The 22576-nt window shown below is 72.4% G+C and carries 22 protein-coding genes and 1 pseudogene; 19 read left to right on the top strand and 4 right to left on the bottom strand.

Going from position 1 to position 22576, the window contains the following annotated elements; translation table 11 throughout:
- The first annotated feature begins 67 nt into the window (after nucleotides 1-67).
- Both ASD48_RS27590 and ASD48_RS27585 read left to right on the top strand, forming a co-directional pair.
- Complete coding sequence (locus tag ASD48_RS27590; RefSeq protein ID WP_057605005.1) at nucleotides 68-748, top strand: class I SAM-dependent methyltransferase; 681 nt, start codon at nucleotides 68-70, stop codon at nucleotides 746-748.
- A gap of 201 nt (nucleotides 749-949) precedes the next feature.
- Nucleotides 950-1399 carry a hypothetical protein gene (locus ASD48_RS27585; protein ID WP_057604446.1) on the top strand — a complete coding sequence of 150 codons (450 nt, stop codon included), beginning with the start codon at nucleotides 950-952 and terminating at the stop codon, nucleotides 1397-1399.
- Between the two features lie 306 nt (nucleotides 1400-1705).
- On the opposite strand, the gene ASD48_RS27575 is transcribed toward ASD48_RS27585, so the two are convergent.
- The gene (locus tag ASD48_RS27575) at nucleotides 1706-2299 is read right to left on the bottom strand and encodes an MBL fold metallo-hydrolase (protein ID WP_057604444.1); all 594 of its coding nucleotides are present in this window, start codon (nucleotides 2297-2299) and stop codon (nucleotides 1706-1708) included.
- A gap of 94 nt (nucleotides 2300-2393) precedes the next feature.
- Between ASD48_RS27575 and ASD48_RS27570 the strand changes: the two genes are divergently transcribed.
- Nucleotides 2394-3338, top strand: a complete 945-nt coding sequence (locus tag ASD48_RS27570) for a helix-turn-helix domain-containing protein (RefSeq protein ID WP_057604443.1) — start codon at nucleotides 2394-2396, stop codon at nucleotides 3336-3338.
- A 51-nt stretch (nucleotides 3339-3389) separates the two neighbouring features.
- Here ASD48_RS27570 and ASD48_RS27565 read toward each other — a convergent pair whose 3' ends face one another.
- Entirely contained in the window at nucleotides 3390-4442 is a 1053-nt protein-coding gene (locus ASD48_RS27565) for a hypothetical protein (protein ID WP_057604442.1), read from the bottom strand.
- 329 nt (nucleotides 4443-4771) lie between these two features.
- Here ASD48_RS27565 and ASD48_RS27560 point away from each other — a divergent pair, with 329 nt between their 5' ends.
- Complete coding sequence (locus tag ASD48_RS27560; RefSeq protein WP_057604441.1) at nucleotides 4772-5296, top strand: hypothetical protein; 525 nt, start codon at nucleotides 4772-4774, stop codon at nucleotides 5294-5296.
- A 150-nt stretch (nucleotides 5297-5446) separates the two neighbouring features.
- Here ASD48_RS27560 and ASD48_RS27555 read toward each other — a convergent pair whose 3' ends face one another.
- Entirely contained in the window at nucleotides 5447-7723 is a 2277-nt protein-coding gene (locus ASD48_RS27555; RefSeq protein ID WP_057604440.1) for a M4 family metallopeptidase, read from the bottom strand.
- 440 nt (nucleotides 7724-8163) lie between these two features.
- Between ASD48_RS27555 and ASD48_RS27550 the strand changes: the two genes are divergently transcribed.
- From ASD48_RS27550 to ASD48_RS27540, 3 genes are all read left to right on the top strand, one after another.
- Nucleotides 8164-10128: an NAD-binding lipoprotein gene (locus tag ASD48_RS27550; protein WP_057604439.1), complete on the top strand. Its 1965-nt coding sequence runs from the start codon at nucleotides 8164-8166 to the stop codon at nucleotides 10126-10128.
- A gap of 142 nt (nucleotides 10129-10270) precedes the next feature.
- A complete protein-coding gene (locus tag ASD48_RS27545; RefSeq protein ID WP_057604438.1) occupies nucleotides 10271-10738 on the top strand; it encodes a hypothetical protein in 468 nt (155 codons plus the stop codon).
- 75 nt (nucleotides 10739-10813) lie between these two features.
- Entirely contained in the window at nucleotides 10814-11371 is a 558-nt protein-coding gene (locus tag ASD48_RS27540; protein ID WP_057604437.1) for a hypothetical protein, read from the top strand.
- Between the two features lie 22 nt (nucleotides 11372-11393).
- On the opposite strand, the gene ASD48_RS27535 is transcribed toward ASD48_RS27540, so the two are convergent.
- Nucleotides 11394-11846 (bottom strand): NAD(P)H-dependent oxidoreductase, encoded by a 453-nt coding sequence (locus tag ASD48_RS27535; protein WP_057605004.1) that lies wholly within the window; start codon nucleotides 11844-11846, stop codon nucleotides 11394-11396.
- Nucleotides 11847-12401: 555 nt separating this feature from the next.
- On the opposite strand from ASD48_RS27535, the gene ASD48_RS44440 reads away from it, so the two are divergent.
- The 12 genes and pseudogenes from ASD48_RS44440 to ASD48_RS27475 all read left to right on the top strand — a co-directional run bounded on the left by ASD48_RS44440 (nucleotide 12402) and on the right by ASD48_RS27475 (nucleotide 22499).
- The gene (locus ASD48_RS44440) at nucleotides 12402-12989 is read left to right on the top strand and encodes a hypothetical protein (RefSeq protein ID WP_157880710.1); all 588 of its coding nucleotides are present in this window, start codon (nucleotides 12402-12404) and stop codon (nucleotides 12987-12989) included.
- A 254-nt stretch (nucleotides 12990-13243) separates the two neighbouring features.
- The gene (locus tag ASD48_RS27525) at nucleotides 13244-13618 is read left to right on the top strand and encodes a hypothetical protein (protein ID WP_057604435.1); all 375 of its coding nucleotides are present in this window, start codon (nucleotides 13244-13246) and stop codon (nucleotides 13616-13618) included.
- Nucleotides 13619-13829: 211 nt separating this feature from the next.
- Nucleotides 13830-14198 (top strand): metalloregulator ArsR/SmtB family transcription factor, encoded by a 369-nt coding sequence (locus ASD48_RS27520; RefSeq protein ID WP_020127091.1) that lies wholly within the window; start codon nucleotides 13830-13832, stop codon nucleotides 14196-14198.
- 188 nt (nucleotides 14199-14386) lie between these two features.
- Nucleotides 14387-15703, top strand: a complete 1317-nt coding sequence (locus ASD48_RS27515; RefSeq protein ID WP_063887508.1) for a DUF3500 domain-containing protein — start codon at nucleotides 14387-14389, stop codon at nucleotides 15701-15703.
- A 199-nt stretch (nucleotides 15704-15902) separates the two neighbouring features.
- Nucleotides 15903-16370, top strand: coding sequence for a hypothetical protein (locus tag ASD48_RS27510; protein ID WP_057604433.1), 468 nt, complete (start codon nucleotides 15903-15905; stop codon nucleotides 16368-16370).
- Nucleotides 16371-16838: 468 nt separating this feature from the next.
- A pseudogene (locus ASD48_RS27505) lies at nucleotides 16839-17072 on the top strand (SDR family oxidoreductase); the annotation flags it as partial.
- A gap of 156 nt (nucleotides 17073-17228) precedes the next feature.
- Nucleotides 17229-18662, top strand: a complete 1434-nt coding sequence (locus ASD48_RS27500) for an ATP-binding protein (protein WP_057604431.1) — start codon at nucleotides 17229-17231, stop codon at nucleotides 18660-18662.
- Nucleotides 18659-19081 carry a roadblock/LC7 domain-containing protein gene (locus ASD48_RS27495; protein WP_054245159.1) on the top strand — a complete coding sequence of 141 codons (423 nt, stop codon included), beginning with the start codon at nucleotides 18659-18661 and terminating at the stop codon, nucleotides 19079-19081. The genes ASD48_RS27500 and ASD48_RS27495 overlap by 4 nt, the downstream gene beginning before the upstream one ends.
- On the top strand, nucleotides 19078-19443 hold the full coding sequence (locus ASD48_RS27490) for a DUF742 domain-containing protein (RefSeq protein ID WP_057604430.1): 366 nt from the start codon (nucleotides 19078-19080) through the stop codon (nucleotides 19441-19443). Before ASD48_RS27495 ends, ASD48_RS27490 begins: the two co-directional genes overlap by 4 nt.
- Entirely contained in the window at nucleotides 19412-20038 is a 627-nt protein-coding gene (locus ASD48_RS27485) for an ATP/GTP-binding protein (protein WP_057604429.1), read from the top strand. The genes ASD48_RS27490 and ASD48_RS27485 overlap by 32 nt, the downstream gene beginning before the upstream one ends.
- Entirely contained in the window at nucleotides 20035-21279 is a 1245-nt protein-coding gene (locus ASD48_RS27480; RefSeq protein WP_057604428.1) for a cytochrome P450, read from the top strand. The genes ASD48_RS27485 and ASD48_RS27480 overlap by 4 nt, the downstream gene beginning before the upstream one ends.
- Nucleotides 21276-22499 carry a cytochrome P450 gene (locus ASD48_RS27475; protein ID WP_057604427.1) on the top strand — a complete coding sequence of 408 codons (1224 nt, stop codon included), beginning with the start codon at nucleotides 21276-21278 and terminating at the stop codon, nucleotides 22497-22499. Before ASD48_RS27480 ends, ASD48_RS27475 begins: the two co-directional genes overlap by 4 nt.
- Nucleotides 22500-22576 lie beyond the last annotated feature (77 nt).

Genomic DNA, 22576 nt, shown 5'->3' with positions numbered 1-22576 from the left:
GGACGCCGTTTTGCCGGACCGGCAACAACAGTGGCGTGACCGGGACCCGGTGGGCGACGGTGGGCCCGTGACCGACGACATCTCAGCGGGACCGCCCGCCTCCGACGCCCCTTTGTCCGCCGACGGATACGCCGGAGATCCCGCGGTGCGGGCGGAGTGGGACAACCGATACGCCGACCGGCGGCAGCTGTGGAGCGGCCGGCCCAACGGTGCGCTCGTGGCCGAGGTCGCCGGGCTCACCCCCGGGCGGGTGCTCGACGTCGGCTGCGGCGAGGGCGCGGACGCCGTCTGGCTCGCGCGTACCGGCTGGGACGTGACCGCGGTCGAGGTCTCGGGCGTGGCGCTGGAGCGGGCCACCGGGCACGCACGGGACGCCAGCCTCACCGTCCGCTGGGTACACGCCGCACTGACGGAAGCCGCCCTCCCGCCGGCCTCCTTCGACCTCGTCTCCGCGCAGTACCCGGCCCTGCTGCGCACCCCCGAGGCCGCGGCCGAGCGAGCGCTGCTCGCGGCCGTCGCGCCCGGCGGCGTGCTGCTGCTCGTACACCACGCGGGGATGGACACCCAGCAGGCGCACGAGGGCGGCTTCGACCCGGCTGACTACGTCTGGCCCTCGATGGTGACCGCTCTGCTCGACGACGACTGGGAGGTGGAGGTGGACGAGCAGCGGCCACGGGTGGCGCCCGACGGCGGCGCCGGCGCGCACCATACCGACGACCTGGTGCTGCGGGCGCGTCGGCTGCGCTGAGCGCTACTCCATCCGCAGCGGGCCTCGGTTGGGGCACGAGCCTGCCGCGCATCGCTCACGCCCCCATGGTTGCGTCCCAACTCGGCCAACCGCGCCGCCAGTTATGTCTGAAAACACGGGTAACTCCGGCACAACCATCCGAAGGTTCCACCCGTCACATAAGACAGGAGCAACCAACTCCTAAGCACTCAAGGGGGAAATATGCGCTTCACTCACTCCATACTGGGCGCCGCCGCACTGGCCGCTCTGTCGGTGGGGGCCACCACCGCCCTGGCGGCACCCGCCTCCGCCGCACCCAACACCACCCCGCAGAAGGTCTGCGGAACCGGCTACAAGACCGTGAACTCCGCGCCCGTCGGCTCACTGGGCACCGTCTACCTCGCCTACAACTCCACCAACGGCAACAACTGCGTCGTCACCATCCGCAACAACCCCGGCACCGCCGTGGACATGTCCGCCTGGATCTACGTCCCCGACACCAACGAAGGCGACGACGACTACGGGTCCTACACCTCGTACGCAGGGCCGTCCTACGTCATCGGCAAGGGCCACTGCGTCGACTGGGGCGGCGGCATCGCCAACACCTACGTCCAGGTGACCGGCTCCAACTGCGGCTCCCTGAAGGAACACCGGACCACCTACACCCGGTGATCCACCCCCTCCACCCGCCCACCGCACCCGGCGATCCGCCGCCTCCCGCTTCGCCACCGACGGCCGGAACGACCGCCGACCGTCGGACCGGAGAGCGCCGGGGCCGGCCCGAGGGCACCGTGGCGGCGTGGCGCGGGACGCGCACGAGGCCGTGACCGTCCGGCCCGCCCTGGCGGAACCCACCCGGCTCCGCCAGGGCGACCACGCAGGTCCCGTGTCGTCGGGGGGCCGGCCGATGCCCGGTCCCTCGACGAGCGACAGCCGCGATCTCCGGGAGGGTCCGCCGCCCGCACCGGACCGGTGCGGCTAGCGTGGCGTGTTGTCGTCGGCCCTGAACGGGCCGCCGTGGCCGGGCACGATCAGGTCCGCGGCGGTCAGCACCCGGAGCCGGGAGGCCCGCAGGACTTCACGGTCGGGGGCCACCGGGTCGTCCGCCGGACCCTCCGCGTGCCACCACAGGTCACCGGCGAAGGCGACCACGCCCGACTCCGTTCCCGCCAGCAGGGTGATGTCCTCGGCGCTGTGGCCCGGAGTACGGATCAGCCGTAGCGACGGGGTGAGTTCGTAGCCCTCGGCGTCCCGGTTTCTCCACTGGTCGCCCAGGTACTCCACCTTGTGGTCGTGCACCCGGGCCCGTCCGAACAGGCCCACGTTCATGGTGTTGTCCGGGTGGTGATGGCTGAGCACCACGTCGGTGATGTCGTCGGGGCCGAGCCCCAACTCCGCGAGCGGAGCGAGGATTCGGTCGGGACTCGCCACCATGCCCGGGTCGAAGATCACATGCCGGCCGGCGTCGGATATGTAGGAGACGGTGGCGGCGACTCCGGGGCCGGTGGAGCCGACGTATCCGGTGGTCAGGATCGTGTACACGGCGCTGCGGCCGAGCGGTGCGTCTGTCATGGCCTCAATCCTTCCGGGCGGGACGGTCGTTCACGAGTGGCACAGGTGCCGGTGATCGCAGGATTACTGCCACACTGCACGGGTGCCTCGTTTCATGACCGTCGCCGCGTACACCCCTCCCGGAGTCGGCATGCTCGCCGTCGGCATCGTCTCCGAGGTCTTCGGTCCGCACGGGGAGACGCTGCCGGGCTTCGACTTCGCCCTGTGCACGGACCGGCCCGGGCCGGTTCCCACCGACCTCGGCGTGCCGCTCACCATCACGCACGGCCTGGACAAGCTCGCCTCCGCCGATCTGGTGATCGCCCTGCCGTGGGCCGGCTTCCGCACACCGCCCGCGCCGGCCGTGCTCGATGCGCTGTCGGCCGCGCACGGACGAGGCTCACTGGTCGCGGCCCACTGCGTCGGCGCTTTCGCGCTCGCCGCCGCCGGACTGCTCGACGGCCGGCGGGCCACCACCCACTGGCGGTTCGCCCAACTGCTCGCCCGCCGCCACCCGAACGTCACGGTCGAACCCGACGCCCTCTACGTCGACGAAGGGCGCGTCATCACCGGCGCGGGAGCCGCCGCGGGCTTCGATCTCTGTCTGCACCTGCTGAGGCGGGAGTACGGAGCCGCCATGGCCAACGCCGTCGCCCGGGACATGGTGTTGCCCTCCCATCGCGACGGCGGGCAGGCGCAGTACCTGACCGCCCCCGTCCCCGAGGACGGCCACGACGAGCGGCTCGCCGAGGTGCTCGCGTGGGCCCGCGAGAACCTCCACCAGCCGCTTCCCGTCGCGGAACTGGCCCGGCGTGCCGTGATGAGCCGACGCACCTTCGCCCGCCGCTTCACCGCCGCGACCGGCACCACCCCCCACGCCTGGCTGCGGAACCTGCGGCTGAGCAGCGCCGAGGAGCTCCTGGAGACCACGGACCTGCCGGTCGAGGAGATCGCCCGCCGAGTCGGCTACGGAAGCGCGGCCGTCCTGCGCGAACAGTTCGTGCGCCGCCGGGGAGTGCCGCCCCGTGCCTACCGCCGCTCCTTCACCAACACGCCGTGACGGACAACGCGGGGCAGCCGGACCGGAGCGGGGCGCCCTCGACGAAGCGCTCTAGCGGTACGCGTCGCGATATGTGTCGCGATATGCGCGCAACCGGGGAGCACGTACGGCGGGCAACCCGACCAGGGTGTGATCGAAGGCGTGGTGGTGAGGTGTCAGCGGGCACCAGGGACCCGGCGGCAGGGGGTAGTCGTCGCGCAGCACACCCTCCGGGAGCACCCCGGTCGCGGGCATCGGCGAGGTCTCGCCCGGATGGGCCAGGTACGCCCAGACCCCGCTGCCCAGCGGCACCACGGCCCCGTCGTCGCCGGGCGGGCGCCAGGGCGCGCCGGTGAGCGGGTGGCGGGGGACGAGCAGGACGTCGGGACGGGGTCGGGGCATGCGGATCCCCGGACCGGCCAGCTCCACGGAACGGGCATCGGGTCCGGCGGGGAGGTACCGGCCGACGGCGTGGCCGAGCAACGCGGCGACGGGGCCCGCGGGGAGGGTCGCAGGGCGGTTCCCGGTGACCGCCACCAGGTGGGCCAGCGCGACCCCGACCGCCGCCTCCCAGCGGCGGCTCCACGACCCGTCGGGTTCGACGGGTGGGACACGATGGCCGGCGCGCTCCAGGTCGTCCCAGCCAGGAGGGGGAACGGGCGGGAGCCCCGAGGGGCGCCGTACGACCGCTGGGGGCTCGAGCCACACCGTCTGCCACGATCCGCAGTCGTCGATACGGGTCGCCACGGCCCGCCCGCACCCCTCGCACGCCAGGTTGGGGCCGGCCCGGCCGTCCACACCCCGGCAGTAGCCCTCGCACTTCTCGGGGATCAGGGTCATGGACCGGGAGTCGCCGGGGGCGATGACGATCCTGTTCCGCGCGCCGAAGGAGACGGAGTACACGGGCGCGTACACGCCCTGCCGGGCGGCCGCGTCCTCTCCCACCTCTTCCCACAGCCGCCAGGGCGGCCCGGTGGGCCGGGGATCGACGGCGTACGTCGCGGACTCCATCAGCGGAGGATGGAGTTCCTCCCATCCTCCGTGGTGGGTGTGGACGGGGAGGGCGACCCGCGACACCGGCGCGGTCAGCTCCGTGCCGCACCCGGCACACGCGAACACGTCCAACCAAGCTCCCCCTCGCCCCGGTTCCCGGGGATTGTGCCTGCCCCTCGACGCCTGATCCACCGGATTTCGCGGCGGCTGCGACGTGAACGCCCCCGACATAGCGTTCACTACCCATTCATTGCAACGAAGGAGAGAGGTTTGTTGCATTAACACTTAAGCCATTGCAACGATTTCACCCCTACCAGCTGGCCATATACAGGATTTTCGCCTTTAACTCGTTGCTCACTTGGTGAATGCAACGTAGCGTTTCCATATCAGGAAACAGCGAGCCGGGCCTGGCAGGTGGTGACGCGCGCGTTTCGCGAAGGGCGATCCCAGGGGGGCGGATCATGGAAACAGCACAGGACCTGCGCCGGGCGGCACCCGGCGCCCTCAGCGCCTTCACCCGCTTCGTACTCTGCGGCGGCGGAGTAGGGATCGCCTCCAGCTTCGCTGTGGCGGCCCTGGCCTCCTGGATTCCCTGGATCCTGGCCAACGCCCTGATCACCGTGGGCTCCACACTCCTCGCCACCGAGCTGCACGCCCGCTTCACCTTCGGTACCGGCGGGCGCGCGACCTTGCGCCAGCATGCGCAGTCGGCCGGGTCGGCGGCGGCCGCGTATGTGGTGACCTGCGTGGCGATGCTCGTCCTGCAGCGGCTGGCGGCGGCACCCGGCGCGGTGCTCGAACAGGTCGTCTACCTGTCCGCCTCCGCACTCGCCGGGGCCGCGCGGTTCGCGGTGCTGCGCCTCGTCGTCTTCGCACGCAACCGCTCGCAGGCCCCGGTCGCCGTCCGCGCCGCCCGTCCCCTGCACGCGCCCGTCGTCCGCGCGGCGGCACCCCTCGACCCCGCGGCGCTCTGCCGCACCGCATGACCGCTCCGCACCCTCCTCTCCGGCCCGACCACGGCCCCACCGCAGGCACCGCGTCGCGGGCGCCGGGCCGGCGTAGCCCCCGGGCCCGCACGCACCGTCCCGCCGCCCGGGTCCGAGGAGACCCGGGCGGCGGTGTCGGTCGGTCTGCGGTCAGGGCGTGAGCTGCCAGCGCTGGATGTACCCCACGTCGATGGACGCGCGGTCCTGGACCCGCAGTTTCCAGGTGCCGGTGAGGGGCTGGGCCGAGGCGTCGACGGTGAAGGTCTGGTCGACGTTGTCGGCGGAGCCGCCGGTGCGGTTGAGGAGCGAGTAGACGGTGCCGTCGGGGCCGACGAGGTCGACGGTCAGGTCACCGCGGTAGGTGTGGACGATGTTGACGTAGACCGAGGTGGTGGCCGAGGCGTTGCCGTCGCGGCCCGCGATGGTGATCGGGGACTCCACGGCGGCACCGTTGTCGGGGATGTCGACGCGGGTGGCCGTGGCGTAGATGTACGCGATCCGCCAGGTGAAGGTGTCCGTGACGGACGCGCCCGTGCTGTCGGTGACCGTGACGGCGACGTCGCCGGTGCCGAGCGTGGTCGGCGTCCCGGAGATCAGGCCGCTCGCGCTGAGGGTCAGTCCGTCGGGCAGGCCGGTGGCCTCATAGGTCAGGCCCGCACCGGTGTTGGTGGTGTAGGCGTCCACCTGAAGGCTGACCGCCTGGCCGACGCCGCTGGTCTGGTCGGCGATCGGGGCGACGTTGACACCGAGGGCTATGCGGCTGCCGACGTTGATGGCGGCCCAGGCGTCGGCGACGGCGAGGTAGGTGGGGCTGTACGCGCCGAACAGGTCGGCCGACGCCTGGAGGGTGGCGGTGCGGGCGCCCGCGTAGTTGGTCGACGAGGTCATGTACGTCGTCAGCGCGCGGTACCAGATGGCGGCGGCGTTGTCGATGCCGATGCCCGTGACGGCCTGACCGTCGTAGGTCGGGCTGTCGTAGGCGACGCCGTTGACGGTCTTGGCCCCGCTGCCCTCGGAGAGCAGGTAGAAGAAGTGGTTCGCGGGGCCCGAGGAGTAGTGGACGTCGACGCTGCCCAGGGTGGAGGTCCAGCTGTCGCGGGAGGAACCGTCCTTGGAGGGCTTGTCCATGTAACGCAGCGGGGTGCCGTTGCCGTTGATGTCGATCTTCTCGCCGACGAGGTAGTCGCCGGGGTCGGCGGCGAGGTTCGAGTGGAACTCGACGGCCGCGGCGAAGATGTCGGAGGTCGCCTCGTTGAGACCGCCGGACTCGCCGGAGTAGGTCAGGTTGGCGGTGGCGGCGGTGACGCCGTGGCTCATCTCGTGGGCGGCCACGTCGAGCGACGTCAGCGGGTGGGTGTTGCCCGAGCCGTCGCCGTAGGTCATGCAGAAGCAGCTGTCCTGCCAGAAGGCGTTGACGTAGCTGCTGCCGTAGTGCGCCCGGCTGTAGGCGGCGACGCCGTCGTTGCGGATGCCGTTGCGGCCGTACACGTCCTTGTAGTAGTCCCAGGTGGCGGCGGCGCCGAAGGCCACGTCGACACCGGCGGTCTGGCGGTTGGACGGCAGGCCGGTGCCCCAGACATCGTTGTCGTCCGTGAAGAGGGTGCCGGTGCCGGAGGTGCCCTGGTTCAGGTCGTACGTCTTGTGCCCGGCGCGGTCGCCGTCGGTGAGCTGGTACGTCGATCCCGACAGGGTGCTCCCTACGGGAACCGTGCCGACGTACTGGCCGGTGCCGGTGCCGGTGTGCACCTTCTCGGCGGCGAGGATCTGTTTGCCCGTGGTCGCGTCGGTGACCACCTGGAGTTCGCTGGGCGTGCCGTCCCGCTGGACGCCCTCGACGACCGTCTCCCAGGCCAGGACGGGCTTGGCTGCGCCGGCCCAGACGACGAGACGGGACGCGCGACCGGTCGCGGCGCCGGTGACGTCGGCGCTCTTAGCGGCCGTGAGGGCCTTGCCGCCGGCCTTCGCCGCGGACAGCTTCGGGCTGAGGGACGGCAGCGTGAGCGTGGCTCCGCTCGCCCTGGACACGGTGGTCCGGCCGCTCTCGAGGTGGACGACCAGGTCACCGCCGAGGACGGGCAGCCCGGCGTAGGTGCGCTCGTAACGGGTGTGCGTGGCGCCGTCGGCGTCCTGGACGACGTCCCTGACGACGAGCTTCTCCTGCGCGCCCAGGGCGAGCCGCTGGGCCGTGGCGCCGGCCGCGCTCTGCGCGCTCTTGATCAGCGAGGCGCGGCGGGCCGGGGACAGGGTGGTCGCCGCCGCACCGGCGCGGGGTGTGGCGGTGATCTTGGCGGGACCGGGACCGGGGTCGGCGGGCGCGGCGCCGGCGGTACCGGCGGGGGCTCCCAGGGCGAGCAGGGTCCCGATGGTCGTCAGCGCGAGGGCGGTGGCGCGTCTGCGCCGGAGGATGGGGTGGTGTCGCCGGGGCAACGGGTTCTCCTTCTGTGCGACGGTCGGCCCGTGATGGGGGGCCGAGGTGGGGCGGACCGACGGGATGGGGCCGGTCCGGAGCGCTGCACGGCTGGCGGGTGGAAGGAGGTGGGGGGTGGGTTGGGATGCCCCGCATGATGCGGGTGTGAAGGAACGGTGAACTTCGGCAGCAGCGTGGCACTGCGTGCACAGGTTTGTCATGGGAATGCCAAAACAACGGCTGGAAATGACCATGTCCTGCTGGGGATCCGCCCTGCTCGGCGCACGTTTTCAGCCGCCGGAGCGACCACCGTTCCCGAAAGGGTGAATACGAGGACCCGCACGGCGTGTCGCGGCACTGCGGGCAGCACGCTGCGAGTTCAGGTGGCGACGGGAGTCGGCGGGAGGCGGGGGGCGCGGTGGAAGGGCAGCGGCGAGGGCCGGTCTCGTTACGGGAGCGGATGCGCTACCGGTTCGACAACACGCTGGCCCGTAGCACCGGCAGGCTGGTCGGATGGCTGGCCGTGACCTGCCTGGGCATCGTCGTCCCGGCGAGTGCGCTGCTGGTGTGGACGGATCCGTCCTCGCCCCGGTCGCTGTCGGGCCGGCTGACCGCGGTGTGGCGGGTGAGCGCCGAGACCCTGCGGCTGGGCGCGGTGACCGGCGCCCCGCTGCGGATGCTGCTGTCCGTGCTGCTGGGCCTGATGGCCCTGCTGTACGTGTCGACCCTGATCGGCGTGATCACCACCGGCCTCACCGACCGCCTCACCGAACTGCGCCGAGGCCGCTCCACGGTGGTGGAGACGGGCCACTCGGTGGTGCTCGGCTGGTCGGAGCAGGTGTTCACGGTGGTCGGCGAGCTGGTCGCGGCACGCGCCGATCAACGTGATCAGCGCTGGAGCGCCGTCGTGGTGCTCGCCGACCGGGACAAGACGGAGATGGAGGAGGCGCTGGCGACCGTGCTCGGCCCCACCGGCACCACCAGACTGATCTGCCGCAGCGGCTCCACGGCCGATCCCGAAGCGCTCGGACTGGTCAGTCCGGGTTCGGCGCACGCGGTGCTGGTCCTGCCCGGAGCGGAGGCCGCCGGAGACGCCGAGACGGTCCGGACCCTGCTGGCCCTGCGCGCCGTCCTCGGCGGGCACGCGGGCCCGCCCGTCGTCGCCTGCGTACGGGACGAGCGGTACCGGACCGCGGCCCGGCTCGCCGCGGGTCCGCGGGGCATCGTGCTGGAGTCCGACCGCACGGCGGCCGGGCTGATCGCGCACTCCGCGCTCCACCCGGGCCTGACGCCCGTGCTGCGGGAGCTCCTCGACTTCGCGGGCGACGAGTTCTACCTCGCCGCCGCTTCCGAGCTCGGGGGACGTCGTTTCGGTGATGTCGTGCTCGACTGCGCGACGGCCGCCGTGGCCGGGCTGGTGCGGGCCGACGGCACTCCCCTGCTCAACCCGCCGCCGGAGACCGTCGTCGCGCCGGGAGACCGCCTCGTGGTCGTGGCACCGGCCGAGGACAGCGCGCGATGGGAGGACTGCCGGGAGCTCGTGGAGCCGTCGGCCCTCGCCGAGCACGGTGCCGGCCCGCTCGGACCGTCGCGTTTCCTGCTGCTGGGCTGGAACCGCCGGGCGCCGCATCTGGTCGATCAGCTGAGCCGCTGTGCTCGGCCGGGCTCGGTCCTGCACGTCGTCACCGACGCGACGGAGCAGGCGCCCCCGACGCCGGCGTCACCGCTCCCCCTGCCGGAACCGCGCAGGGATCACCCGCCCGTCGACGGGCTCACCGTGACCCGTGGAACCGCCGATCCGACCGACCCCTCGTCCCTGCGCGGTCTCGACCCGGGCTCCTACGACCGGATCATCGTGCTCGGCCCGGACACCGGAGCCGACGCCGACCGGCCGGACCACCGCACGCTGGTCGTCCTGCTGATCCTGCGGTCGCTGGCCCAGGAGAGGGGGCACACCGTGCCGGTGATCGCGGAACTCACCGACGAACGCAACCGGGCGCTGGCCCCGCTCGGACCGGGCTCCGAGGCGGTCGTCGGGGGACAGCTGACGGGGCTGCTGATGGCACAGGTCTCGCAGAACGGGCACCTGGCCGGGGTGTTCGAGGAGCTGTTCGCCGCCGGCGGCAGCGCGCTGCGGCTGCGTCCAGCACCTCACTATGTGCTTCCTGACCGTCCGGCCTCGTTCGCCACGGTCGTGGCGGCGGCGCGCGACCGTGGCGAGTGCGCGATCGGGTACCGCTGTCACGACAGCGTCGGCGCGCCCGACGGCCACGGGGTCCGGCTCAATCCCGCCAAGTCCGGCAGACGGGTCTGGAGCCGCACGGACGAGATCGTCGTGATCGTACGGGACGGCGCGGCCGAGGACGGCGCCGGTGGGGCGGGTGGGTCGGACGGAAGCCACGTGGCGCGGGTGGACGCCTCCTAGCGCGACCGCCCCGGCCGTCGCCGCGCCTCGCGGGGCTGGGCCGTTCGAGTGGTCCCCTTCCGCTCGCCGTCGTAGCGTCGGTAGAGAACTTCATCCGGGCGCGGACACAGGCGGCTCCCGGTTCGGTCGGGCGGGAGCGGACATGCGACACACGACGAGAACAGCGGTCATGCTCTGTGCGGCGCTGGGGCTCACGGCGGCCGTCGGCTCGGCCTCGGCGGTGCCGGCCTCGTCGCCGAGCGCGGCGCGCACGGCCGCGGTGCGGCAGGCCAAGCCGCCCGTCCTGGTCGACTGCCTCTGGCACGCCAAGGTGCGGCCCGGCGACTTCATCCTCGCGTGCGGCGACGGCAACAGCCGTCTGGTCTCGCTGCACTGGGACAGCTGGGGATCGAACTCGGCGCGGGCCACCGGGGTCAACGTCGTCAACGACTGCGATCCGTACTGCGCGGCGGGCGCCTTCCACCCGTACGCCGTCGTCGTGAAGCTGGACCGGCCGCAGCCGTGGAAGAAGAACCCGCGGGTGCAGCACTACAGCCGGATCACGCTCACCTACCTCGGGGACAGGCCGGAGCAGTTCGGGCGCGTGGTGACGTACCCGCTCTGGAACTGAGCCCGTCGCGGGCCCCCATGACCCGGCGGCTCGCGCCCACACCCGGGTGTCGTGCCCGCCTGCCATGATCGAGGCATGACACGGATACGGCCACGGGGGCGGCTCGGCGCCCCGGTTGTGCTCGCCCTGCTCGTCCTCACCGCCGGATGTGCCGATCCGGCGAGCGACCCCCGGGCGGCAGGCTCGGCCGCTTCCCCGCCCGCCGCCTCGGCGAAGGGCTTCTGCCCGCCGCCCGAGGACACCCTGGCGTCGCCCTCTCCGTGCATCAGCTACGGCTGGGACCAGCGGGTCGCCGAGAACCATGCCTACCGTGAGGCCCAGCCCATCACCGCCGGGCAACGGCAGGAAGCACAACCCCGGGCGACGGCGCTGGCCGCCGCGCTCCGGGAACTCGCCGCCGAGGGGACGACCCTGGACGGGCTGCGGACGGCCGCCGCCGAGGCGCTCGGCCTGGAGGCGCGGCAGATCGAGGTGCAGGGCGACTTCCTGGCTCCCCTGCACGACATGCGCGTGGGCGGCGGCGAGGGCCGGGTGTGCGTCAACGGGACCGTCGACAGCAGCGGTCACGCGATGGCGGAGGTCGTCGGGCGCACCGTCGAGGGGACGTGTCTGCCCGGGCTGGGCGGGCACTGACGCACGGGCGGCCCGGCGCCCGTCAGTCCATCAGGCCGGCCGCGACCGTGGCGCCCAGCTCCCAGCAGGCCGCCACGTCCGCCTTGTCGGGTTCTCCGGTGACGGTGACCGGCTCGGCCGCGCGTCGCCAGCCCAGGCCCGTGGTGATGGTGTCGATGCCGCGCACGGCGCCGGTGACGTCGTTGCCGCCGTGCACGTAGTAGCCGAAGGGGCGGCCACGGGTGGTGTCGAGGCAGGGGTAGTACACCTGGTCGAAGAAGTGCTTGAGCGCACCGGACATATAGCCGAGGTTGGCCGGCGTGCCCAGCAGGTAGGCGTCGGCGGCCAGGACGTCGGAGGCGGTCGCGGCCAGGGCGGCCCGGCGTTCGACGCGGACGCCCTCGATCTCCGGCGCCGTCGCGCCCGAGACGACGGCTTCGAACAGCGCCTGGCAGTTGGGCGAGGGGGTGTGATGGACGATCAGCAAAGTGGCCACGCCATGGAACCCTGCCCGCTCCCCCGGCCCGTTCGCAAGCGACGCCGCGGCCAAGGGGGCCGGGGCCCGCATCCGCCATCCCCGGCGCTCACGGCGGCCCGCGCTCTCCGGTACCGCTGCGGCTACCGGTGCCGCTGCCGGTAGCGGCACCGGTAGCCGCAGCGGTACCGGCATGACGGTCTCGGTCGTGCCGTGCGGGAAGCGGACCTCCAGGGCGCCGTCGGAGACGAGGACCGCACCCGCTCCCGTCCATGGGCCCGCCGCGCCGACCGGCTCGGCGGTGAGGACCACCAGGGTCGTCGGCGGCTGCGCACCACCCGGGTGCGCTGCGGTGAGGACGGGAGCAACCCTGGTGGACGGGGGGCTCCGTCGGATCCGAAGAAGCACTGGTGGCTGTCGAGCGTTTTCAGAACGCGGTCGACACTTCTGACGCAGGCGGCCGGGCGTACCCCGGCCGGTGCCAACCCGCGGCATGGCACCCTGACATGACGGGTACTCGGCGACAGAAGTGCTCGGGGACATGACACACGGACGTGACAGACAGGGGAGGGAACGGTGCTCACTCGGAGTTCGGTGATGGTGTGCGCGGCCGCGGCGCTGGCGCTGGCCGGCTGCTCGTCCGGGGACGACGGGACGGCGGCGGAGCCGACGGACGAGACCGTCGTCACCGCGACCGTCTCCGATGCGGCACCGTCATCCGCCGCACCTTCCGCCTCGCCCTCCGTCTCCGCTTCCCCCGACGCCTCCGCCTCGCCCTCCGTGTCGGCTCCGGCGTCGGCGAGCCCGTCGCCGGTGCCCGTCACCGGCCCGGACCAGAAGCTGGTGACGATGACCGTCAGCGGCGGCTTCGCCGGCGTGAACCGGCAGGTGGTCCTCCGGGGCGACGGCACGGTCCGGACCATCGACAGCGGCGAGTCCGCGGTGCGCCGCACCACCGCGGCACAGTTCACGACGCTGCGGACGCTGCTCGGGGATCCGGCGCTCGACGACGTGCCCGCGTTCGCGATCGACATGGGGTCGGCGGACAAGTTCCAGTACACGCTTCAGTTCGACGGCCGTACGGTGATGACGGACCGCTCCACCGACGCACCCGCGCTGGACCGTCTCATCGGCGCCCTGGAGAAGTGGCTGCCCGCGAACTGAGGACACGTCCGTCGGTGAACGGCAGGTCCTTGTGTACGGCGCACGCGAGTGACGGGAGCAAGCGTCCCGCGAGCGTGGCCGTTCCGCTCAACTCCCGTACGCGCACGTTCAAAAGAGTGCAGGGATCTTGCCGATCCGAAGTTCCTCAGGCCAGTCCCGAAGCGCGTCACTCCGTCGGGGGACGCGCTCCGTACGTTCGGGGAACCAGCGGGGCCGGAGGAGCCCGGGCCCGCGCGAGCGGCAGGAGAAGCGCCGTGGCCAATCTGGAGATCTCGATGAAGGAGACGATGACCGCCATCGAGGGAGCGGTGGGGGTCGCCGTCGTGGACTACACGAGCGGCATGGCACTCGGCACGCTCGGCGGAGGAAAAGACCTCGATCTGAACGTCGCCGCGGCCGGAAACACCGATGTGATCCGTGCCAAGGTCCGCACCATGGAGCACCTGGGGCTGAAGGGTGAGATCGAGGACATCCTGATCACGCTCGCCAGCCAGTACCACCTCATCCGGCTGCTCAAGGGCCGTGGCGGGAGCGGGCTGTTCATGTATCTCGTCCTGGACCGCGGCCGGTCCAACCTGGCCATGGCCCGCCACCAGCTCAAGCGGATCGAGGCCGAGCTCGAGGTGTAGGCGACCCGGACGGCCGGGGCTTCGCACACCCTCGAATTGAAGATTTCTTCATCTCGACACATCCAGATCAGCGCATCACACGGGTGTGCGGAGCCCGCAGCCACCAGGATCGGGACGCAGCACGTGGCGCGCGGCGGCGTAGGCCGGCCGGGCGGGCCGCCCCGCCATCGCGCACCACGCACCGTACGCGGCAGGGAGCGAGCGATCGATCATGCAGGTTCCCCTCTACCAGGCCAAGGCCGAGTTCTTCCGCATGCTCGGACACCCGGTCCGTATCAGGGTCCTCGAACTCCTCCAGGGCGGCCCCGTGGCCGTACGGGACCTGCTCACCGAGATCGAGATCGAACCGTCCAGCCTGTCCCAGCAGCTGGCGGTGCTGAGGCGCGCCGGGATCGTGGTGTCGATCCGGGAGGGCTCGACGGTCAGTTACGCGCTCGCGGGCGGCGACGTGGCCGAACTGCTGCGGGCCGCCCGTCGCATCCTCACCGAACTCCTCGCGGGACAGAACGAGTTGCTGGCGGAGCTGCGCCAGGCCGATCTGCCGCTGCCGGTTCCGCAGGGCGGCACCGGACGGCCGTGACAGGGGCGGGGCACGGACGTGGACGGGGCGGGCACAGGAACGGGGGCGGAAACAGGGGCGGTTGCGAGCACGGGAACGGAGGCGGAAACAGGGGCGGTTGCGAGCACGGGAACGGGGGGGCGAACCGGGACGAGAACGGCGGGGCCGGTTTCAGGTTTCCTTCAGGTACCTCCTGAAGTTTGGGTCCCATGCACGGACACCGACCACGTACCCCCGCATCCGAACGCAGCCGTCGCTGGTTCATGAACAAGGCGCTGCTCGCCGGCGGTGTCGCCGCGATGGCGACCATGACCGGCTGCTCCTCCGGCTCCTCCGACACCGCGGGCGCCGCCACCTCGTCCTACGGCGGTCCGGGCGGGATGCCTTCCGGGGGACCCGGCGGCGGCGCCGGCGGCATGGGCCCCGGAGCGAGCGAGGTCAAGTACGCGGACTTCGTCGGCGTCACCACCGACGGCAAGGTCGCGGACGACCTGTACGCGATCCACGCGACGGACGTCTCCACCGACAAGGTCGTCAAGGCCGCCCAGGCCTTCCTGGACGGGCTGACCACCAAGGAGCGCAAGGCCTCCGTCTTCGAGGTGGACGACGACGAGTGGCTGGCCTGGAGCAACGTCGACGGCTATCAGCGTGAGGGCGCCCGGATGGGCGACCTGACCGACAGGCAGCGTGACCTCGGTTACGCGCTGCTCGGGGCAGCGCTCTCCGCCGAGGGACTCACCCAGACCCGCAACATCATGAAGCTCAACGCCTTCCTCGGCGACTACAGCGGCGGCAACCGGGACACGCTCACCGAGGGCGCCTACTTCTTCACCTTCATGGGCACCCCGTCGACCACCGCGCCATGGGGCTTCCAGTACGAGGGCCACCATGTGGCCATCAACTACTTCGTGCTCGGCGACCAGGTGGTCATGACGCCCACCTTCATGGGCTCCGAGCCGACCTCGGCCACCTACGACGGCGAGAAGATCACCCTCTTCAAGAAGGAGACGACGGCCGGCCTCACCCTGCTGCGGTCGCTCACGGACGCCCAACGCAAGAAGGTGATCTCCTCGGAGACGAAGGCCGGGGACAACCTGAAGGCGGGCGCAGGCCAGGACAACCTCGAACTCGCCTACCAGGGCCTCGTGGCCTCAGGCTTCACCGCCGCCCAGAGGAGTGCTCTGCTGGATCTGGTGCGCGTCTACGTCGGCAACATGGACGACGGGCACGCCGAGGTGAAGATGAGGGAGGTGGAGGAGCACCTTGACGACACGTACTTCCACTGGATCGGCGAGACCAAGGACTCCTCGGCCTTCTACTACCGCGTGCACAGCCCGGTCGTCCTCATCGAGTACGACGCCCAGTCGCCGCTCGCCTACGGCACCAAGGACGGCAACGGTGGCGGCGGCATGGGCGGACCGGGCGGAACCCCGACCCAGCAGCACATCCACACCGTCATCCGCACCCCCAACGGCGGCGACTACGGCGTGGATCTGCTCAGACTGCACCTGGAGAACGACCACTAGGGTCCGGGCGGGCGCCTCGGGGTCCGGGCGGGCGCCTCGGGGTCCGAACAGCGGCCCGGGTCCGAACGGCTGCTCGGATATCGAACGAAACACACCAAAACGCCACGGTTCGCCACCCCTTCCGCCAGGTAGAAATATCTACGAGCATGCATATGCCCGCTCGGCATGCGGCCGGGGGTGAACGTCACACGGAGCCGACATGAGCGATGCGATGTGGACGCGCGGCGTGGAATGGCTCGCCGCCGCCGCGACGGACCCGCGACTGTGCAAGCGGGAATGGGACCAGGGCGACGGGATCGCCCTGCTGCAGGCGGGCCGCTACTGGGACGTCCTCAGCGTGCCCGACCGGCTGGGCCTGCTCACCCTCGATCTGCTGTGGCAGGCGTCCCGCCCCGTCCCGGGGCCCACACTCGTGGACACCGCGTCCCACCGGGTCGGGTTCTTCCTCCCGCCGGATCCCGGAACCCGGTGGATCGGCGCGGGGCTGAGACGCGCGGGCCGCGGCTCCTGGGTGGCGGTTCCCCCGCCCTACCGGGCCGCGCGGTTCCTGGAGTGGCTGGTCCCGCCGGACGGGACCGGGGCGCTGCACGCGCCGGTGACGCTGGAACTCGCCCTGCGGCAGGCGAACGGGACGCTGGCCGTGCTGGCCCCGATGCACGGCGGGTAGCGCCTCACGGGCGGAACGTGCCGTCCTCGTCGCGGCGGAGCCGCCGAACCGAGGGCGAGGCCGAGGGCAAGGGCGAGGCCAAGGGCGAGGGCGAGGGCAGCCACTGCAGGTCCGAGCGGGCGGGCACGGTCCGCCCGTGGGCCCGCCACTCCGCGACGAGCCGGGCGTAGATCGGCACCCGGCACCCGGGCCGGTCCGCCCACAGGGCGGCACTGAGGAGGCCGGACGGGCAGTCGGCTCGGGGCGGCGCGGGCGGAGGTCGGTCCATGCCCCGGCGAACGGGCAGGGGCACGCCGGTGGTACGCGCGGGCGCCGCGCGCTCACCGGCACGGGTGAGCGCGACCCCCGTTCGGAGGCCCGCCCCCGCCCGATCGCAGGACCGGACCGACACGACCCTCCCCGCCGGGTGACGCCGGTGACACCGCGCCGGTGTGCCGGTGCACCGGCGCACCCCGTACGCACCGCCGCTTCATCGAGACACCGCTGCTGGAAGGCATCGACCGGGACGCCTACGACGGTCTCGTCGCCCTGCACCCGGCCGGCCGGCTCGGCGGACCCGCCGAGGTGGCCGAGCTGATCGTCTTCCTGTTGTCGGACCGGGCCTCGTTCGTGGCGGGCAGCTACCACCTGGTCGACGGCGGCTATACGGCCGTCCAACTCGCTTGTGGCGTAAGGCAATCCAGACAGTCGACGCAGAAGTGAACAGATACCGGGCACTTTGGGAGGCAAGTCTCGCTCAACCGTGCGGGATCGATCGATGACGGTGTGTACTGTGCTGCGAGTGCCCGGTCCGAGCGCATCGGATCCACCCCTGCCCTGAGCACCGAGACGACGCCCGACCCCCCTGGAACCGAATCGATGATGGAATTACCGGACCTGGTGGCCGGTGGCCTGGCCGCCGGCACACTGTCCGCGTTCGCCCTCGGCGGCGGCCTGCTGCGACTACGGCGGCAACACACCCGGCAGCGAGCCGAGATCGCGGCACTGCGCACTCAACTGGACGGTTCCGCACGGGCGTTCACGGCGGAGGTCGAGCATCTGGCCGGCCGCCGGGTGCCCGCGGCCGCCCGCCAGGTGGCCCATCCGCACGTGGCCGAACCGGGCCCGCTCCAGCCGTTGACCACCGGCACCCCGCTCGGCATCGCCCTGGAGAAAGTGGTGCTGGCGCTCCAGTCCGAGGTGGCCGCCCAGCGCACCCGGGTCGACGCGGCCGCCCAGGCCGGGATGCGCGGCGCCACCCGGGAGATCCAGGCGGCCCTGTACCGGCTCCAGGACGCGCTGCGCGGACTCCAGCAGCGTTACGACGACCCGGAGTTGGCGCAGACCCTGTTCCGGCTGGACCACGAGAACGAACAGTCGCTGCGCCGCGCGCAGATCACGGCCGTGGTGTGCGGGGCGTGGGTCGGGCTGGCGCGCGAGGAGTCGCACCTGGTGGACGCGGTCACCGGCGGTCAGGCCCGGCTCGCGGGCTACCACCGGGTCCGGGTCCACAACCACCTCGAGGCCGGTACGGCCCTGGTCTCGCACGCCGTCGAACCGGTCGCCATCATCGTCGCCGAGCTGCTGGACAACGCGCTCAGGCACTCCGCCCCGGACACCGACGTCGTGGTGAGCCTGGAGCACGTCCACCACGGCGTGTGCGTCACCATCGACGACGCCGGTCTCGGCATGACGCGGGACGAACGCGACCGTGCCCAGCGGATGGTGGCCGGCGACGACCTCATCCTGCTGACCGACCTGGGCGATCCGCCGCGCATGGGGCTGGCCGCGATCGGCCGTCTCACCCGGCAGTTCGACCTGGGCGTCGATGTCTCCTCGGCCTCCCCGTACGGCGGGGTGCGCGCCGTGCTGCGGGTCGACAGTCACCTCCTGAGCCGTCTCGACCCGGTCGACCGGCCGCCGGCCGCCAGCGCGCCGCGCACGACCCGGAAGGCCGCGGCCGACCGGCCCGCGCCCTCCCACGCGTACGGCACGGAGTCCGGCGCCGCCGAGGCGGCACCGGGCCATCACGAGCCCTCGGACACCGACGGCCTGCCGCAGCGCCGTCGCCGCACCCGGGCCGCCGCACCCGAGGAGAGCCCGGCCCGGAGACCCGCGCACAGACCGGCGCGGCGACCGGAGGAGGCCGCGGCCGCGCTCGGCGCGCTGCAGTCCGGCACGGCGGCGGCCCGCGCTGCGGCCGAGAACACCGGACCCGACGGCCGCGCCGACACCCCGGCCGACCGGACCGGCGAGACCGATCGCACGGACCACACCGACCACACCGACATCGAGGGGGAAGCGGCGAGATGACCAGCCGTAATACGGGCGACACGGCATGGGTGCTGGAGCCGATCCTGCAGGTGCCGCACGTGCTGGCCGCCGTCATGCTGACCCGGGACGGACTGGTGACGGGCTACACCGACGCCCTGTCGCAGCCGTCGGCCGAGCGGGTGGCCGCCATCACCAGCACCGTGCAGGGGGCCTGCCGGACGGCGGCGGCCGCGTTCGCCGACCGGGAGCGGGCCGAGGTACGCCAGATCGTCATCGAGTCCGACCACGGCTATGTGCTGATCGTGCCGACCGACCACGGCACCTGCGTGGCCGCGTACGGCGACGGCGAGATGCGGCTTGACCTGCTGGCACACCGGGTCCACTCCCAGGTGGCGCGACTGGGCGAGAAGGCCATGGCGGCCGCGCCCCGAGGAGCCGACGACAACGCGCCGGCATGACCCGCCGCCCGGCCGGCCGTCCCCTCGTCCCCGCGTACCTGTCGACCGGCGGTGTGGCCCGGCCCAGCCGGCCCCAACTGGAGCGGCTGTCGGTGCTCGCCCGCACCGAGGAGCCGCTGCCGGCCGGCCTGCCGGCCGCCGAACTGGCCCTGCTGGACACGCTGGCGGGCGGCTCACTGGCGGTGGTGGAGGCGGCGGCGCTGCTCCGACTGCCCGTGTCCGCGGTACGGGTGCTGGCGGCCGACCTCGTCGACCGGGACCTCGTTCTCGCCCGCGCGCCGATTCCGCCCGCCGAACGGTTCGACCCCGACCTGCTGAAGAGAGTGGCCGATGGCCTCCGCGCCCTCAAACACCACGCCTAGCGCCGGTGCGCCCGGCGCCGTCCACCGCCCCGACACCGCCCGCGCCCTGGTGAAGATCCTGGTCGCGGGGCCGTTCGGGGTCGGCAAGACGACCCTGATCGACTCGGTGTCCGAGATCCGCCCGCTGCACACCGAGGAACACCTCTCCGAGGCGTCCGCCGAGGTGGACGACCTGGCCGGGGTGCGGGAGAAGTCGACGACGACCGTCGCCATCGACTTCGGCCGGATCAGCCTCCCCGGCGATGTCGTGCTGTACCTGTTCGGCACGCCCGGGCAGGAGCGCTTCCGCGCGCTGTGGGACGACATCGCCTACGGGGCGCTGGGCGCGCTCGTCCTCGTCGACAGCCGGCGTCTCGACGCGTCGTTCGACGTGCTGGGCCTGGTGGAGGAGAGCGGGCTGCCGTACGCGGTGGCCTTCAACGCCTTTCCCGACGCGCCCCGGCACCACGGTACGGAGCGGCTGCGCCAGGCGCTGGACCTGGAGCCCGGGACGCCCATGGTGACCTGCGACGCGCGGGACCCCGACTCCTCGATCGACGCGCTGCTCGCGCTCGTCGACCATCTGATCGGACGTGACCCCGTGGAGGCACGGTGACCATCCATCCCCCGGATCGGCGCGACTTCGCGCGCTCCGCGCCGGTGCGGCTGTGGGACGAGAGCTTCGCGGCCGACCCGCTCCGCCACTATCAGGCACTGCGCCATCAAGGGCCTGTCGGCTGGGGCGAGTTGGCGCCCGGAGTACCGGCGTACGTGGTCACCGACCGGCGCGCCGCGCTGGACGTGCTGCACGACGAGGAGACGTTCTCGCACGACCCGCGCGCATGGGAGTCGACCGTCCCCGAGGACTCGCCGGTGCTCGGCATGATGCGGTGGCGGCCCAACGCCCTGTTCGCCGACGGGGCCGCGCACGTCCGCTACCGCACCACCCTCATCGACGTCTTCGACCTGGTGGAACCGCACGACCTGCGGGGGCGGGTGCACCGGGCGGTGCGGCTGCTGGTGGGGCGGATCGGGCCGAGGGGCGAGGCCGACCTGGTCGGCGACTTCGCCGAGCCGCTGATGGCGCTGGTGTTCAACGACCTGTTCGGCCTGCCGGAGAGCCAGGGCGACCGGCTGCACTCGGGCGTGGGCAAGATGATGGAGGGCGGCGACCGGGCGACCGTGGGCGAGGCGGAGTACGCCCAGTACGTCCTGGACCTCATCGCCGCCAAGACCGAACGGCGCGGCGACGATCTGCCGAGCCGGCTGCTCGACCACCCGGCGGGGCTGACCCGGGAGGAGGTCACCTGGCAGGTGTTCCTCACGCTCGGCGCCGGTTACGGGCCGACCGCGAACCTGCTGTCCAACACGCTGTCGCGGATCCTCGGCAACCCGCTCTACTACTCGACCCTCACCAACGGCGCCCGCCCCGTCATGGACGCGGTGGTCGAGGTGCTGCACCACGAGACGCCGCTCGCGAACTACGGCATCTACTACGTCCGGCGGCCCGTGGCCTTCCACGGGGTGTGGCTGCGCGAGGCGGTGCCGGTGGTGGTGTCGTACGGGGCGCTGGGGATCCTCGCCGAGCGGGATGCCACCGGGAGCCGGCATCCCCATGACGCCTCGCACCTGTCGTGGGGAGCGGGAGCGCACGCCTGTCCGGTGAAGCAGCACACGCTGCTGCTGGTCACCGAGGCGATCGAACGGCTGACCCAGTGGCTGCCCGACCTCGATCCCGTCGTGCCCCGCGAGCGGCTGACCTGGCGGCCCGGGCCGTTCCACCGTTCGCTGACCGCGCTGCCCGTCCGCTTCAGCCCCCGCTCCCCCGCTTCCGAACCCTCAGGAGTCCGTTCGTGACCGTGACCGACCGCATCGTCCTCGACCCGTTCGGCACCGATGTGCACGCCGAGAGCGCCCGGCTGCGCGCCCTCGGCCCGATCGTGCCCGTGGAGCTGCCCGGCGGCATTCCGGCCTGGGCGCCCACCGGGTACGACACCCTCAAGTCGCTGATCCTGGACCCGCGGGTCAGCAAGGATCCCCGGCGGCACTGGCGGCAGTGGGCGGAACTCGGCGAACACCCTTCCTGGGGCTGGATCCTGGGCTGGGTCGGCGTGATCAACATGCTCTCCACCTACGGCACCGACCACGCGCGGCTGCGCAAACTGGTGGCGCCGAGCTTCACCCACCGGCGCACCGAGGCGCTGCGCACCCGGGTGGAGGCGATCACCGCGGAGCTGCTGGACGCGCTGGACAAGGGCGACGACGCGGTCGACCTCAAGGCGACGTTCGCGCATCCGCTGCCGATGCAGATCGTCTGTGAGCTGTTCGGGGTGCCGGACGACCTGCGGGAGGCCAATGTCCGGCTGGTGGCGGCCATCATGGACACCACCGACCCGACGCCGGAGCACGCCGCGTACGTGCAGGAGCAGATCGGCACGGTGCTGGGCGGGCTGATCGCGTACAAGCGCGAGCACCCCGGCGACGACATGACGACCGAGCTGATCCGGGTGCGCGACGAGGAGGGCGACCGGCTCGGCGACGAGGAACTGCTCTACACGCTGCTGCTGGTCATCGGCGCCGGTTTCGAGACGACCGTGAACCTCATCGGGAACGCGGCGGTGGCGCTGCTGCGGCGGCCCGAGCAGCTGGCGGCCGTCCGCGCGGGCGAGATCGGCTGGGACGCGGTCGTCGACGAGACGCTGCGGCTGCACCCGCCGATCGCCACGCTGCCGCTGCGGTTCGCCGTCGAGGACATCACGGTGGGTGAGGTGACGATCCCGGCCGGGGACGCGATCATCACGACGTACGCGGCGGCGAACGTGGATCCGGCCCACTTCGGGGCGGACGCGGACGTGTTCGACGCGGCACGCGCGGCGGACGACCATCTGGCCTTCGGGATCGGTGTGCACCGGTGCATCGGGGCGCCGCTGGCCCGGATGGAGGCGCTGACGGCGCTGCCCGCGCTGTTCGACCGGTTCCCCGGACTGAGTCTGGACACCGGGGCCGCGGAGCTGCGGCAGGTGTCCTCGTTCATCGCGAGCGGCTGGCAGGAGATCCCGGTCCGTCTGCGGGACTGAGGACCGAAGCGCGGGGGTGCGACCGGTCCCCCGTTCCGGTCGTACCCCCGCCGCTCCTCGAAAGTACGTGCCCGGCG

The organism is Streptomyces sp. Root1310 (genome assembly GCF_001426425.1).
GTDB lineage: Bacteria > Actinomycetota > Actinomycetes > Streptomycetales > Streptomycetaceae > Streptomyces.
The sequence above is the reverse complement of the archived record's forward strand: the minus strand, read 5'-3'. Positions and strand labels throughout refer to the sequence as shown.